This window comes from Streptomyces sp. NPDC104371, assembly GCF_055583785.1.
In genome coordinates, this window is sequence record NZ_JBVJNF010000007.1 from 134,998 (window position 1) to 148,402 (window position 13,405).

The window sequence follows — 13,405 nt, forward strand, 5'->3', positions numbered from 1 at the left end:
CCGGGCTGCCGGGTCGCGAGGGGACCGGCAGCCCGTGCGGCGGCTACAGGTTGCTGAAGTCCGGGCCCTTCGTCCGGGTGCGCTTGATCTCGAAGAAGCCCGGGACCGAGGCGACCGCCAGGGTGCCGTCCCACAGTCGCGCGGCCTCCTCGCCCTTGGGGGCGGGGGTGACCACCGGGCCGAAGAAGGCGAGCTGCTCGCCGTCGGCGCCCGGGACCGCGATCACCGGGGTGCCCACCTCCTGGCCGACCTTGTCGATGCCCTCCTTGTGGGAGGCGCGCAGCTCGGCGTCGAACTCGAAGTCCTGCTGGTCGGCGTAGTCGATCAGGTCGGCCGGGAGACCGGCGTCCGCCAGCGCCTCCGCGATGGCCTCGACGGTCGCCCCCTCGCCCCGGTTGTGGAAGCGGGTGCCGAGCGCGGTGTACAGCGGGCCGAGCACCTCCGCGCCGTGCTTCTGCCAGGCCGCGGTCACCACGCGGACCGGCTGCCAGGCCTTGGTGGTGAGCATCTCCCGGTATTCCTCGGGCAGCTCGTCCAGCCTGTCCTCGTTGAGCACCGCGAGGCTCATGATGTGCCAGCGGACCTCGATGTCCCGGAGCTTCTCCACTTCCAGGACCCAGCGGGAGGTCATCCAGGCCCAGGGGCACAGCGGGTCGAACCAGAAGTCGACGGGGGTCTTACCGGAAGCGGTCTGGCCGGACGTAGTCATGGTCGTGGACATGGCTCTCCTCGGAACGCGGTTGACCTCCGGGGCAACGTACGGGCCGTCCACGCCATTCCCGAGGCCGTCCCCAGGGCCTGCCGCGCTTGCCGAGGTGCGCCCCACTGCCCCGCGTCAGGAGCGCATGGCAGGATCGGTGCTGTTCACCCCACCCAGCCGTATATGAGGGAGTGCCGCCCGTGCCCGGTGAGAACCTGTCCCGTGACGAGGCCCAGGAGCGGTCCGCTCTGTTGTCCGTCGACGGGTACGACGTGTCGCTCGACCTGCGTTCGGCCGTGGGCGACGGGCCCGAGACCGGGCCGCGTACCTTCCGTTCGGTCACCACGATCCGCTTCCGCTGCGCCGAGCCGGGCGCCACGAGCTTCGCCGATCTGATCGCCCCGAGCGTCACCGCGGTCTCGCTCAACGGCAAGGACCTCGACCCCGGCGAGGTCTTCGACGGCACCCGCGTCCAGTTGGAGGACCTGGCCGCCGAGAACGAGCTGGTCGTCGACGCCCAGTGCGCCTACTCCCGTACGGGCGAGGGGATGCACCGCTTCGTCGACCCCGAGGACGGCGAGGTGTATCTGTACACGCAGTACGAGCCCGCCGACTCCCGTCGTGTCTTCGCGAACTTCGAGCAGCCGGACCTCAAGGCCCCCTTCCGCTTCGAGGTCCGCGCCCCTGAGGGCTGGACGGTGTGGAGCAACGGCGCGGGCGAACCGCACGACGGTGTCTGGCGGTTCGCGGAGACCAAGCCGATCTCCACGTACATCACCGCCGTCGTGGCCGGTCCGTACCACTACGTGACCGACAGCTACTCCCGTACGTTCGACGACGGTACGACGCTGGAGATCCCGCTCGGCGCGATGTGCCGCAAGGGCCTGGCGAAGCACTTCGACGCGGACGACGTCTTCCTGGTCACCAAGCAGGGCCTGGACTTCTTCCACGACCACTTCGACTACCCGTACCCGTTCGGGAAGTACGACCAGGCGTTCGTGCCCGAGTACAACCTCGGCGCGATGGAGAACCCCGGCATGGTCACCTTCCGCGAGGAGTTCATCTTCCGCGGCAAGGTCACCCAGGCGTCGTACGAGCGCCGCGCCAATGTGATCCTGCACGAGATGGCGCACATGTGGTTCGGCGACCTGGTGACCATGGTGTGGTGGGACGACCTGTGGCTGAAGGAGTCCTTCGCGGACTTCATGGGCGCCTTCTCGCAGGTGGAGGCGACCCGCTTCACCGACGGCTGGATCACCTTCGCCAACAACCGCAAGGCGTGGGCGTACCGCGCCGACCAGCTCCCGTCCACGCATCCGGTCACGGCGGACATCCGCGACCTGGAGGACGCGAAGCTCAACTTCGACGGCATCACCTACGCCAAGGGCGCGTCCGTGCTCAAGCAGTTGGTGGCGTACGTGGGCCGGGAGGCGTTCCTGGAGGGCGCGCGCCGCTACTTCAAGCGGAACGCGTACGGCAACACGCGCCTCGGTGATCTGCTGTCGGTCCTGGAGGAGACGAGCGGCCGGGACATGGGCGCCTGGGCGCGGTCCTGGCTCCAGACGGCGGGCGTCAACTCCCTGACTCCGCAGGTGGAGTTGGGCGAGGACGGCCGGATCGCGGAGCTGGCCGTGGTCCAGGAGGCCGCCGCCTCGCATCCCGAACTGCGCCCGCACCGGGTGGCGGTGGGCCTGTACCGCGGCGAGGCGGGCGCGCTCGTGCGGTACGCGCGCGCCGAGGTGGACGTCGACGGTCCGCGTACGGTGATCGGTGAACTCGCGGGCTCCGAGGCCCCGGAGCTGGTCCTGGTCAACGACGACGACCTCACGTACTGCAAGATCCGGTTCGACGACGCCTCGCTCGCCACCCTCAAGAACCACCTCGGCGACCTCACCGACCCGCTCGCGCGGGCGCTGTGCTGGTCGGCGCTGTGGAACATGACGCGGGACGCGCTGCTCCCGGCCCGGGACTTCATCGGTCTGGTGCTGCGGTTCGCCGGTCGGGAGAGCGACATCGGCGTGCTCCAGCAGCTCCACACCTGGACGAACTCCGCGCTGACGTACTACGCGGCGCCCGCGTGGCGCGAGACCGGCGGGGATCTGCTGGCCCAGGGCGCGCTGCGTGAGCTGCGGCAGGCGGAGCCGGGCAGCCAGCATCAGCTCACCTGGGCGCGGTTCTTCGCGGCGGTGGCGTCCGGCGAGGCCGAACTGCGGTTGCTGCGGGAGCTGTTGGAGGGCACGGCGAAGATCGACGGTCTGGAGGTGGACCAGGAGCTGCGCTGGGCGTTCCTGACGCCGCTGGCCGCGCACGGCGTGGCGGACGAGTCGGTGCTCGCGGCGGAACTGGCCCGCGACGACACCGCGTCCGGCAAGCGCCACCAGGTCCGCTGTCTGGCCGCGCGCCCCTCGGCCGAGGTCAAGGCGCAGGCGTGGGCGCAGGTCGTCGAGGCGGACACGCTGTCGAACGCGCTCGTGGAGGCGACCATCGCGGGCTTCGCGCAGCCGTCGCAGCGGGAGCTGCTCGCGCCGTACACGGAGAAGTACTTCGCGGCGATCGAGCGCGTGTGGGCCGAGCGGTCCATCCAGATCGGGATGGACGTGGTGAGGGGCCTGTTCCCGGCGCTGCGGGACTCGCGGGAGACGCTGGACGCGACGGACGCCTGGCTGACCGCGCACGAGGCCGCGCCGCCCGCCCTGCGCAGGCTGGTCCTGGAGGCCCGTGACGACCTGGCCCGCACCCTGCGCGGCCAGGAGTGCGACGCGACCGCCTGACCAGGCGCCCGGTGCCGGAGTCCGCGCGGGCTCCGGCACCGGGGCGGCTCACTTGCCGCAGTACTCGGCCTCGACCACCGCGCCGCTGTTCCCCGTCCAGTCGCTGTTGAAGTTGAAGGCGAGGGAGTGGCTGCCGTCCGCGGTGGTGACGGCGACGGACGACGAGCCGTTGATGCCGCCGCTGTGTCCGTAGAGGTGGACGCCACAGCTCAGGGTGAGGTCCATCAGGCCGAGGCCGTAGCCCGAGTTCGGCGTGCCCTCGTCGGCCGGGACCGTCGTCTTCATCTCCTTCAACTGCTTCGGCGGCAGCAGCTTGCCCGTCAGCAGGGCGGAGTAGAAGCGGTTCAGGTCCGCCGAGTCGGAGATCATCTCGCCCGCCGAGGAGGCCACGGACGGGTTCATCGTCGTGACGTCGTACGTCGGCCCCGTCGGGGCGAACTTGCCGTAGGCGCGGCTGCTGGGCTGCGGGACGGTCACCTTGGTGCCCGGCACCGAAGTGGCGCGCAGGCCCAGCGGCTTGATGACGCGGTCGCGGATCTCCTGTGCGTACGAGTGCCCCGTGACCCGTTCGACCACCATCCCGGCCAGGACGTAGTTGGTGTTGGAGTAGTTCCAGGAGGTGCCCGGCGCGAAGTCCGGCTCGTGGGACATCGCGACCGCGACCAACTCCTCGGGCTTCAGGGTGTCGTAGCGGTGCTCCGGGAAGCCCTCCAGCATGTGGGTACGGACGAAGGGCTCGTCCGCCGTGTAGTTGAAGATCCCCGAGGTGTGGTTCAGCAAGTTGCGGAGGGTGATCTGGCGGCCGTCGTTGCCGTTGCCCCGGACCGTGCCCGGCAGCCACTTCTCCACCGTGTCGTCCAGGGACAGCCGTCCCTCCGCCTCCAGTTGGAGCATCACGGTCGAGACGAACGTCTTGGTGATGCTGCCGATGCGGTAGTGGTCCTGCGGCGAACGCGGCGCGCCCGTCCGCAGATCACCGACCCCCGAGGTCGCCCCCCAGGTGGCACTCCCCTGCCGCACCCCGGCCGTCACACCGGGCACCCCGGCCGTCACGGCGGCGTCCATGGCCTGCCGGGTCGCGGTGTGGTCGGCCTGGCCGGCCGCGCGGGGAGCGGCGGCGGCCGGGACGGTGAGGGCCACCGCCGTGACCGCCACCGTCGCCACCGCTCCTGTCAGTCCGCTGCGCAGGGACATGTCTTCCCCCTTCTCGTGGTCGAGCGTCGTCAGCGGGACAGACCGCGCGCGGTGGCGCGAGGGTTGATCAACAGGGCGGGCGGGGGGCGAGTTTCGGCCGTTGCCGTGGGTGCGGCGGCGGTCACCCGCGACTGAGGTGTACGTCACACCGCGTGTGCGGCGGGAGGCGCGGGGCAGGGGCACGTCGACACAGGGTGTGGCACGGAGTGCCATGGGCGCGTTTCCCCAGCTCAGCAGAGGTGCGCCGGGCTCTTGCAACCGCGCGGCCGGACGATCACGTCCCACACCGTGGGCACACAGTGCACAGAATTGGACAGGTGGGCCGGGGTCGGCCGCATGATGGAGAGGCCTCGGGCCGAGCAACAGGCACGGACAGCACACGTAAGGGAGTCGCCGTGAGGGTCGGAATCGTCGGAGCCACCGGTCAGGTCGGCACGGTCATGCGCAAGATCCTCACGGAGCGGAACTTCCCGGTCACGGAGCTGCGCCTGTTCGCGTCCGCCCGGTCGGCGGGCACGGTCCTGGACGGCGTGACCGTGGAGGACGCGGCGACGGCCGACTACACGGGCCTGGACATCGTGCTGTTCTCCGCGGGCGGCGCGACCTCGAAGGCACTGGCCGAGAAGGTCGCCTCGCAGGGTGCCGTGGTGATCGACAACTCCTCCGCCTGGCGTCGGGACCCGGACGTACCGCTGGTCGTCTCCGAGGTGAACCCGCACGCGATCGTGAACCGCCCCAAGGGCATCATCGCCAACCCGAACTGCACGACGATGGCCGCGATGCCGGTCCTGAAGCCGCTGCACGAGGAGGCGGGTCTGGAAGCGCTGGTCGTCGCCACCTACCAGGCGGTGTCCGGCTCGGGCCTCGCGGGCGTGGCCGAACTGCACGGCCAGACGCAGAAGGTGGTCGCCGACGCCGACAGGCTGACCCACGACGGCGAGGCGGTCGACTTCCCCGAGCCCGCGGTCTACAAGCGCCCGATCGCCTTCAACGTCCTGCCCTTCGCGGGCAACCTCGTCGACGACGGTCTGCACGAGACCGACGAGGAGCAGAAGCTCCGCAACGAGTCCCGCAAGATCCTGGAGATCCCCGGGCTGAAGGTCTCCGGCACGTGCGTGCGCGTCCCGGTCTTCTCCGGTCACTCGCTCCAGGTCAACGCCCGCTTCGCGCGCCCGCTGTCGGTGGAGCGCGCGACGGAGCTGCTGGCCGGCGCCCCGGGCGTGACGCTCTCCGAGATCCCGACCCCGCTCCAGGCGGCGGGCAAGGACGCGTCGTACGTGGGCCGCATCCGTAACGACGAGACGGTGGACAACGGCCTCGCGCTGTTCGTCTCCAACGACAACCTCCGCAAGGGCGCGGCCCTGAACGCGGTGCAGATCGCGGAGCTGGTGGCGGCGGAGCTGAACGAGCGCTGACCCTCGCGGACAGAAGGGGCGTGCGCCGACGGCGGGGCACGCCCCTTCGGCATGTCGGCAGCGGGGGCGGTCAGTCCCGGCGGACCTCGTAGAGGAAGCACCCGTACTCCACGGCCCGGACATGGACGAGCGCCACGTCCGGGTCGGCGAACGCCTCCGTGACAGCGGCTTCGTGGCCCGTCCCGACCAGTCGGCCACCGAGGATGCGACCGTCCCGGGAGTAACGGCGCACGGTGCGGTGGGCGTCGGCGAACGGGTAGCCGGTCAGGTCGGGGCCCGCGCACGCGTCGGCGTGCACGAAGACCGGCCCCACCTCCTCGTACGCGCCGGGGTCGGCGCCGGTCTCGGCCGCCCAGCGCCGCAGGGGCGCGTACGAGACGAGGGCGATCCGCTCGCCGGGCGTGCTGCGGCGCAGACAGCAGCGCAGGGGCGAGCCGCCCTCGTCGTCCGTGAAGGGCACCGTCGGACGGCCCGCGTCATCGGTGGCGCGCAGCTCCTTCAGGACCGTCGGTTCGATGGGGCGTGGTGTGTACGTCGTCATGGCCCCAGACTCCCGCCCGCCCGCGCGGATATCCGGCGGAATTCGGACGTGACGTTCCGGAGCGCCGCGGCGGCGGACAGTGGGACAGGCCCCGTTCATCACCGTTGCTGATCAGGGCGTGCAAGGATGACGCAACCGACACATAACGAGGAGATGACCGCGTGCCTGGCACAAACCTGACTCGCGAAGAGGCGCGGCAGCGGGCGAAGCTGCTCACCGTTGACTCGTACGAGATCGATCTCGACCTCTCCGGCGCGCAGGAGGGCGGCACCTACCGGTCCGTGACCACGGTGCGCTTCGACTCCGCCGAGAACGGCGCGGAGTCCTTCATCGACCTGGTGGCCCCGGCCGTCCACGAGGTCACCCTCAACGGCCATCCGCTGGACCCCGCGACGGTCTTCGAGGACTCGCGGATCGCGCTGCCCGGCCTGCTGGAGGGGCGCAACGTCCTCCGCGTGGTCGCCGACTGCGCGTACACCAACACCGGTGAGGGCCTGCACCGCTTCGTCGACCCGGTCGACCAGCAGGCGTACCTCTACACGCAGTTCGAGGTGCCGGACGCGCGCCGGGTGTTCGCGTCGTTCGAGCAGCCGGACCTCAAGGCCACCTTCCGGTTCACGGTGAAGGCGCCGAGCGGCTGGACCGTCGTCTCCAACTCGCCCACGCCCGAGCCCAAGGACGATGTGTGGGCCTTCGCGCCCACGCCGCGGATCTCGACGTACATCACCGCGCTGATCGTGGGCCCGTACCAGTCCGTGCACAGCGTGTACGAGAAGGACGGGCAGAGCGTCCCGCTCGGCATCTACTGCCGCCCCTCGCTCGCCGAGTTCCTCGACGCCGACGCGATCTTCGAGGTGACGCGGCAGGGCTTCGACTGGTTCCAGGAGAAGTTCGACTACGCGTACCCGTTCGAGAAGTACGACCAGCTCTTCGTGCCGGAGTTCAACGCGGGCGCGATGGAGAACGCGGGCGCGGTCACGATCCGCGACCAGTACGTCTTCCGGTCCAAGGTGACCGACGCGGCGTACGAGGTGCGCGCCGAGACGATCCTGCACGAGCTGGCCCACATGTGGTTCGGCGACCTCGTGACCATGGAGTGGTGGAACGACCTGTGGCTGAACGAGTCGTTCGCCACGTACACCTCCATCGCCTGCCAGGCGTACCACCCCGAGAGCCGGTGGCCGCACTCCTGGACCACGTTCGCCAACTCCATGAAGACGTGGGCGTACCGGCAGGACCAACTGCCCTCGACGCACCCGATCATGGCCGAGATCAATGACCTGGACGACGTCCTCGTCAACTTCGACGGCATCACGTACGCCAAGGGCGCCTCGGTCCTCAAGCAGCTCGTCGCCTACGTCGGCATGGACGAGTTCTTCGCGGGCGTGCAGGCGTACTTCAAGCAGCACGCGTACGCCAACACCCGGCTGTCCGACCTGCTGGGCGCGCTGGAGAAGACCTCGGGCCGCGATCTGAAGACGTGGTCGCGCAAATGGCTGGAGACGGCGGGCATCAATGTCCTGCGTCCGGAGATCGAGACGGACGGCGACGGTGTCATCACGTCGTTCGCCATCCGCCAGGAGGCCCCGGCGCTCCCGGCCGGTGCGAAGGGCGAGCCGACGCTGCGTCCGCACCGGATCGCGGTCGGCCTGTACAACCTGGTCGACGGCAAGCTGGTCCGCGCCGAGGACGGCCGGATCGAGCTGGACGTCGACGGCGAACTGACCGCCGTGGCCCAGCTCGTGGGGCAGCGCCGCCCGGACGTGGTCCTGCTCAACGACGACGACCTGTCGTACGCGAAGGTCCGCCTGGACGAGCGGTCGCTGGCCTTCGTCACCGAGCACCTGGGCGACTTCGAGTCGTCGCTGCCGCGGGCGCTGTGCTGGGCCTCGGCCTGGGACATGACGCGTGACGCGGAGCTGGCGACCCGTGACTACCTCGCGCTGGTCCTGTCCGGCATCGGCAAGGAGTCGGACATCGGTGTGGTGCAGTCGCTGCACCGCCAGGTGAAGCTGGCGATCGACCAGTACGCCGACCCGTCCACGCGCGAGGCGCTGCTGACCCGGTGGACGGACGCGACGCTCGCCCATCTGCGCGCGGCCGAGCCGGGCGGCGACCACCAGCTCGCGTGGGCGCGCGCCTTCGCGGCGACCGCCCGCACCCCGGAGCAGCTCGACCTGCTGGAGGGGCTGCTGGACGGTTCGCAGACCGTCGAGGGGCTGGCCGTGGACGCCGAGCTGCGCTGGGCGTTCGTGGAGCGGCTCGCGGCGGTGGGCCGTTTCGACGAGACGGAGATCGGGGGCGAGCTGGAGCGGGACAGGACGGCGGCCGGTGAGCGGCACGCGGCCACCGCCCGCGCGGCCCGGCCGACCGCGGAGGCCAAGGCCGAGGCGTGGGCGTCGGTCATCGACGACGACAAGCTGCCGAACGCCGTACAGGAGGCGGTGATCGCGGGCTTCGTCCAGACGGACCAGCGCGAGCTGCTCGCCGCGTACACGGACCGGTACTTCGAGGTGGCCAAGGGCATCTGGGACGCCCGCTCCCACGAGATCGCCCAGCAGATCGTGACCGGCCTGTACCCGGCGCTCCAGGTCAGCGAGGACACACTGACGAAGACGGACACCTGGCTCACGGCAACGGAGCCGGTCCCGGCCCTGCGCCGCCTGATCTCGGAGTCCCGCGCGGGCGTCGAGAGGGCTTTGAAGGCCCAGGCGGCGGACGCGGCGTAAGCTCTTTCGCCGCTCGCTCCTGAGATCACGTCAGGCCCGGTTTCCGTCTCTGGAGACCGGGCCTGACCTTTACGGGCCCTTGGTCGCCCCGTCGTACTGCTTCAACCAGCGACATTGCACGTACGTCGTCGGGGCCCCCGATGATGTTGTTCATCACGTACCCGAAGGCAATGCCGTGCTCCGGGTCGGCGAAGCCCAGCGAGCCACCTCGCCCCGTGTGGCCAAAGGCGCTCTTGCCGGTCATGGGGTTGGTCTCGGTGGGCAGCATGTACCCGGTGCTGAAGCGGCTCGGGATCAGCATGACTTGGTCCTTGCCACCGGCCTGTTCCTCGGTCGCCGACGCCAGGGTGGCTCGGGAGAACAGGCGCACGCCGTCCACCTCGCCGATCAGCGCGGCGTACATGCGCGCAAGTGCGCGTGCGGTGCCGATGCCGTTGGAGGCCGGGAGTTCCGCCGCCTGCACCTCGGGCGAGTCGAAGTCGATCGCGGCGGGGTCGGTGACCGCGTACGCCCTGTTGCTGAACGAGTTCGGGTCGCGCCAGGCGGCGACCTGTTCGCGGAGTTCCTCGGGAAGCGACTCGGGCGGCACGGTGGTGAGGTCTACGTCCGGCCGCTGGTACGCCATGCGGCTGACTCGGTCGCGTTCGCTCGCCGGCAGTCCGATGAAGAAGTCCAGCCCGAGGGGGGCTGCGATCTCGTCGGCGAAGAAGCGGCCCGGCGAGCGGCCGGATACTCGTCGGATCACCTCGCCGACCAGCCAGCCCCAGGTCCGACCGTGGTACCCGTGCGCCGTACCCGGAGTCCACAGAGGGCGCTGGGCTGCCAGCGCTGCCGCCATCGGATGCCAGGTCAACGCCTCGTCCAACGGCACTGGTTGATCCAGTGCAACCAAGCCGACCTGATGGGACAGGAGCCAGCGCACCGGGATGTCCGCCTTGCCGTTCGCAGCGAATTCCGGCCAGTACTTGGCCACCGGCGCGTCCAAGTCCAGCAGGCCGCGCTCGGCCAGCATGTGCGCCGCGGTCGCGGTCGCTCCCTTGGTCACCGAGTAGACCAATTGCAGCGTGTCCCGCGTCCACGGACGACCGGTTTCGGGGTCGGCTACGCCGCCCCACAGGTCCACCACCGGCTGGCCGTGCTGGTACACGCACACCGCCGCGCCGATGTCCCCGCGCTGGGCAAAGTTCGCTATGAACGCTTCACGCACCGGCTCGAACCCGGGTGCGACCTCGCCGTCGATCATCGTCATGCCGCTCATACTGGCAGTACCACTGCCCTCCTCAGCGGGGTCAACTCACCCTCGCTGCCAAGGCGGTAGTCGTCAGACGGCAACGGGCAGCTCCTGAAGGCGCTCGCGGAACTCGCGGACAGAGGGAACGGACTTGTGTGGTTCGAGCCTCGCCGAGAACTCCTTCATCCTGTCGAGAGCCCGTACGGAGCTGACGCTGTCCTCCAGGAGCCCGGCACCGTAGTTCGCGGCGTCCAGCGCTCCTTCAAGGTCACCGCCGACGAGCCGTGCCTCGGCCAGGCGGCTGGACCGCACGGCCTTGTCCCTGGGAGCCGCGCTCGCCACGGAGATCTCCAGGGAGCTCGTCGCGCGCTCCACCTGCCCGGACCGCAGCAGGACCTTGCCCTCGGTGGACCTCAGCTGTGCCTCGCCGAACCAGTCGAGCCAGTCAGGGTTCTCCTCCGCCGCGCGGCGCTCCCAGAGGGACGTGGCGCGGTTGAGCGCCGTGCCGGCCTTGCTGTGGTCGCCGTCGCGCGAGAGTGCCTCGGCCTTGTGCAGGTAGAGGAAGGACTGGGTGCAGGGCGACAGGGAGCGGGGAGCGTTGTCGATGGCTGTTGTGATGAGGTCGACTCGCTCGGCGGTGCGTCCGGCCTCGGAGACGTGCACTCCCATCTCCGCGAGGATGAAGGCGCCGAAGGCGTCGTCCCCGGCGGTACGGGCACCGCGCAGTGCACCGACGTAGTAGCGCTGGCCGACGGATCGAAGACCAGCGTCATAGGCCATCCACCCGGTCAGGTGCGACACCCGGGCCGCCAGCGCGTACAGGCGGACGCGGACTCTGTCGGTGTAGCGGCCGCCGTTGAGGAGACCGGTGACCAGGGCGAGATCGCCTCGTGCCTGCTCCAGAAGCCGGGCGCCGCCGAGTTGGTCGTCGAGTGTGCGCAGGGTGCTGATGCGCTGCTCGATCGTCGAGACCATCGTGTCCGTGACCCGGTCGCCGTTGAGCGCCGAGGCGAAGGCGGAGGGCGCGTCCACCCAGCTCGCCGCGAGACCCGTCAAGGCGGCGCCGGTGATGGTGAGAAATCCCCGGCGATCCATGCGACCACTCCCCACCAGATCGGACAGCGCCTCGACCGTACCGGCCTCCGTCCACGGAGCGGTGAGCCCTGTTACCTCCCAGACCGGGAGCCACCGAGGCCATCCTTGCGCGCGTGCCTGTTCGTACGGGACGCGCAGCAGGTCGGCGAGGACACGCTGGGCGTCCGCGTCCGGCTCCTGTCCTTGCTCCCACTTCCACACGGTCGTCCGGTTGGTCGCCAGCAGGATCCCGAGGGACCTCCCGTGCTCCTGCATGAGCCGGGCGAATTCGGCCTTCCCCCACCCGCGCATCTGGAGGACGAAGCTCAGCGGATGGACTGCTAACGGCTCACCAGGCACGTCATCACTCCCGTCATCCCCTCACGGCGTAGTTGGGAGGCTACTTCCCGTGTCCGCGTACGGGGAGGGCGTCCCCAGGAGAAACCCCCTGGAAACGTTCCGACGTGCGGGCCAGCGCCGTTGACTGAGCATCAGCCGTCCGAAGGGCAGCCCAAGGGCTCGCTCTCGGAACGGTTCCTCAGATCGGCGGCTCCACTCCTGCGTCCCCGTCGGGGATGGAGTCGCTCTCCAGCTCTTCGGAGGCGTCCGCCATGCCCACGCTCGTCCATCGGTTCGTCCTTGCGGGTACGGAACACGAGGTGCCCTCCGCTCGGCGCATAGTCGTCGACAAGGTGCGTACCTGGGGTGTGCCGCTGGACGAGGAGACAGCCGACGCCATCCGCCTCGTCGCCTCCGAGCTCATCACCAACGCCGTGGTCCATGGGACGGGACCGATTACCGTCGAGCTGTACCACCGGCCCGGTCGCCTGGTGATCGAGATCTGCGACGGCAATCCGGCGGCTCCGCATACGAGTTGTGCTCAAGCCGACGACGAGAGCGGGCGCGGCCTGGAGCTGGTCGGCCTTCTCGCGTCGCGGTGCGCCTGGGAGCCCTCCGGCCCTGGCAAGCGTGTATGGGCGGAGATCGCGCTTCCTATGGTGGCACCTGCGATCCGTGCCGCTGTTCCGCGCAGCTCATGCGCGATGCGGTCGAAGCGTGATGTCGGAGCGGATGCCAAGCCGCTCACCCTGGCGATCGCGTGATGGGGCGCCACGCAGTACGAGCGGTCCCGCTTCCCGGTCCCGAAGTGGTGTTCCGTCCCACCCGCCGTGACATCGACCCCGTCACCTGGGAGCCCACTGCCTATGCCCTGTGGGACCGCCATGAATGGCGGGCCCGTGGTGAGTGCTGGCTGTGGTGCGGCCGTGACGACATCGCGGTGACGTGGATCGGTCCCGTCCAGTCGAGCGGCATGCACGCGGCCCTCTACGCCTGCCGCGCGTGCCTGTACGCACTGGACCAACGCGTCCTGGAGGTCAACATGCGCCAGGACGCGGGCGTCCTGCCGATGAGCGGCCGGGCTGCCTGGCCATAGGCGCAGCGCTGCGGTTCGTCGGGCCGCCCAATGACCGCCGCCCCACGGATATCCATCTCTCCCACGGCCGTGGGGCGGCCAAGATCTCCCGTCGGAGCCCCGGCGGGAGAACCGAAGAGGAAGGAGTACGAGGTGGAGGAGCACACGACACCGCCTCCGGCCCGGAGCGGCCTCCTGGTGGCGGTGGAAGAGCTGACCGCCGTCCACGATCGGTACGACAGCCTTCGGTCCGACAACGCCGGTAGTTCCGGCGACGCGCCGTGGCCCGGTGGCGACGGCAACCTGCACGACAGCGAGTAGGCACCAAGCGGTCGG

At 70.1% G+C, this 13,405-nt stretch carries 11 protein-coding genes; 6 read left to right on the top strand and 5 right to left on the bottom strand.

Translation table 11 applies throughout. The features are described from left to right. Positions 1–43: 43 nt before the first annotated feature. The gene (locus ACZ60T_RS22400; protein ID WP_469667448.1) at positions 44–721 is read right to left on the bottom strand and encodes a mycothiol-dependent nitroreductase Rv2466c family protein; all 678 of its coding nucleotides are present in this window, start codon (positions 719–721) and stop codon (positions 44–46) included. Positions 722–900: 179 nt separating this feature from the next. Here ACZ60T_RS22400 and pepN (ACZ60T_RS22405) point away from each other — a divergent pair, with 179 nt between their 5' ends. Continuing rightward, positions 901–3,471, top strand: a complete 2,571-nt coding sequence (gene pepN / locus ACZ60T_RS22405) for an aminopeptidase N (RefSeq protein ID WP_469667449.1) — start codon at positions 901–903, stop codon at positions 3,469–3,471. A gap of 48 nt (positions 3,472–3,519) precedes the next feature. Here pepN (ACZ60T_RS22405) and ACZ60T_RS22410 read toward each other — a convergent pair whose 3' ends face one another. Then, the gene (locus ACZ60T_RS22410; protein ID WP_469667450.1) at positions 3,520–4,665 is read right to left on the bottom strand and encodes a serine hydrolase domain-containing protein; all 1,146 of its coding nucleotides are present in this window, start codon (positions 4,663–4,665) and stop codon (positions 3,520–3,522) included. Positions 4,666–5,060: 395 nt separating this feature from the next. On the opposite strand from ACZ60T_RS22410, the gene ACZ60T_RS22415 reads away from it, so the two are divergent. Continuing rightward, positions 5,061–6,080: an aspartate-semialdehyde dehydrogenase gene (locus tag ACZ60T_RS22415; protein WP_469667452.1), complete on the top strand. Its 1,020-nt coding sequence runs from the start codon at positions 5,061–5,063 to the stop codon at positions 6,078–6,080. Between the two features lie 70 nt (positions 6,081–6,150). Here the strand turns inward: ACZ60T_RS22415 and ACZ60T_RS22420 are convergent, their stop codons facing one another. Next, entirely contained in the window at positions 6,151–6,621 is a 471-nt protein-coding gene (locus ACZ60T_RS22420; RefSeq protein WP_469667453.1) for a DUF1203 domain-containing protein, read from the bottom strand. Positions 6,622–6,782: 161 nt separating this feature from the next. On the opposite strand from ACZ60T_RS22420, the gene pepN (ACZ60T_RS22425) reads away from it, so the two are divergent. Then, positions 6,783–9,350: an aminopeptidase N gene (gene pepN, locus ACZ60T_RS22425; protein WP_365619134.1), complete on the top strand. Its 2,568-nt coding sequence runs from the start codon at positions 6,783–6,785 to the stop codon at positions 9,348–9,350. A 25-nt stretch (positions 9,351–9,375) separates the two neighbouring features. Here the strand turns inward: pepN (ACZ60T_RS22425) and ACZ60T_RS22430 are convergent, their stop codons facing one another. Both ACZ60T_RS22430 and ACZ60T_RS22435 read right to left on the bottom strand, forming a co-directional pair. Further along, on the bottom strand, positions 9,376–10,599 hold the full coding sequence (locus tag ACZ60T_RS22430; RefSeq protein ID WP_469667455.1) for a serine hydrolase domain-containing protein: 1,224 nt from the start codon (positions 10,597–10,599) through the stop codon (positions 9,376–9,378). 72 nt (positions 10,600–10,671) lie between these two features. Continuing rightward, entirely contained in the window at positions 10,672–12,015 is a 1,344-nt protein-coding gene (locus tag ACZ60T_RS22435; protein ID WP_469667456.1) for a transcriptional regulator, read from the bottom strand. Between the two features lie 251 nt (positions 12,016–12,266). On the opposite strand from ACZ60T_RS22435, the gene ACZ60T_RS22440 reads away from it, so the two are divergent. The 3 genes from ACZ60T_RS22440 to ACZ60T_RS22450 all read left to right on the top strand — a co-directional run bounded on the left by ACZ60T_RS22440 (position 12,267) and on the right by ACZ60T_RS22450 (position 13,390). Then, positions 12,267–12,758: an ATP-binding protein gene (locus tag ACZ60T_RS22440; RefSeq protein WP_469667457.1), complete on the top strand. Its 492-nt coding sequence runs from the start codon at positions 12,267–12,269 to the stop codon at positions 12,756–12,758. Positions 12,759–12,802: 44 nt separating this feature from the next. Then, positions 12,803–13,090: a hypothetical protein gene (locus ACZ60T_RS22445; protein ID WP_469667458.1), complete on the top strand. Its 288-nt coding sequence runs from the start codon at positions 12,803–12,805 to the stop codon at positions 13,088–13,090. 132 nt (positions 13,091–13,222) lie between these two features. After that, positions 13,223–13,390, top strand: coding sequence for a hypothetical protein (locus ACZ60T_RS22450; RefSeq protein ID WP_469667459.1), 168 nt, complete (start codon positions 13,223–13,225; stop codon positions 13,388–13,390). Positions 13,391–13,405: the final 15 nt, after the last annotated feature.

Coding starts and splice junctions, on each gene's coding strand:
- ACZ60T_RS22430 (WP_469667455.1), bottom strand. CDS start 10,599: ATGACGATGATCGACGGCGAGGTCGCACCCGGGTTCGAGCCGGTGCGT.
- ACZ60T_RS22420 (WP_469667453.1), bottom strand. CDS start 6,621: ATGACGACGTACACACCACGCCCCATCGAACCGACGGTCCTGAAGGAG.
- ACZ60T_RS22440 (WP_469667457.1), top strand. CDS start 12,267: ATGCCCACGCTCGTCCATCGGTTCGTCCTTGCGGGTACGGAACACGAG.
- ACZ60T_RS22410 (WP_469667450.1), bottom strand. CDS start 4,665: ATGTCCCTGCGCAGCGGACTGACAGGAGCGGTGGCGACGGTGGCGGTC.
- ACZ60T_RS22400 (WP_469667448.1), bottom strand. CDS start 721: ATGTCCACGACCATGACTACGTCCGGCCAGACCGCTTCCGGTAAGACC.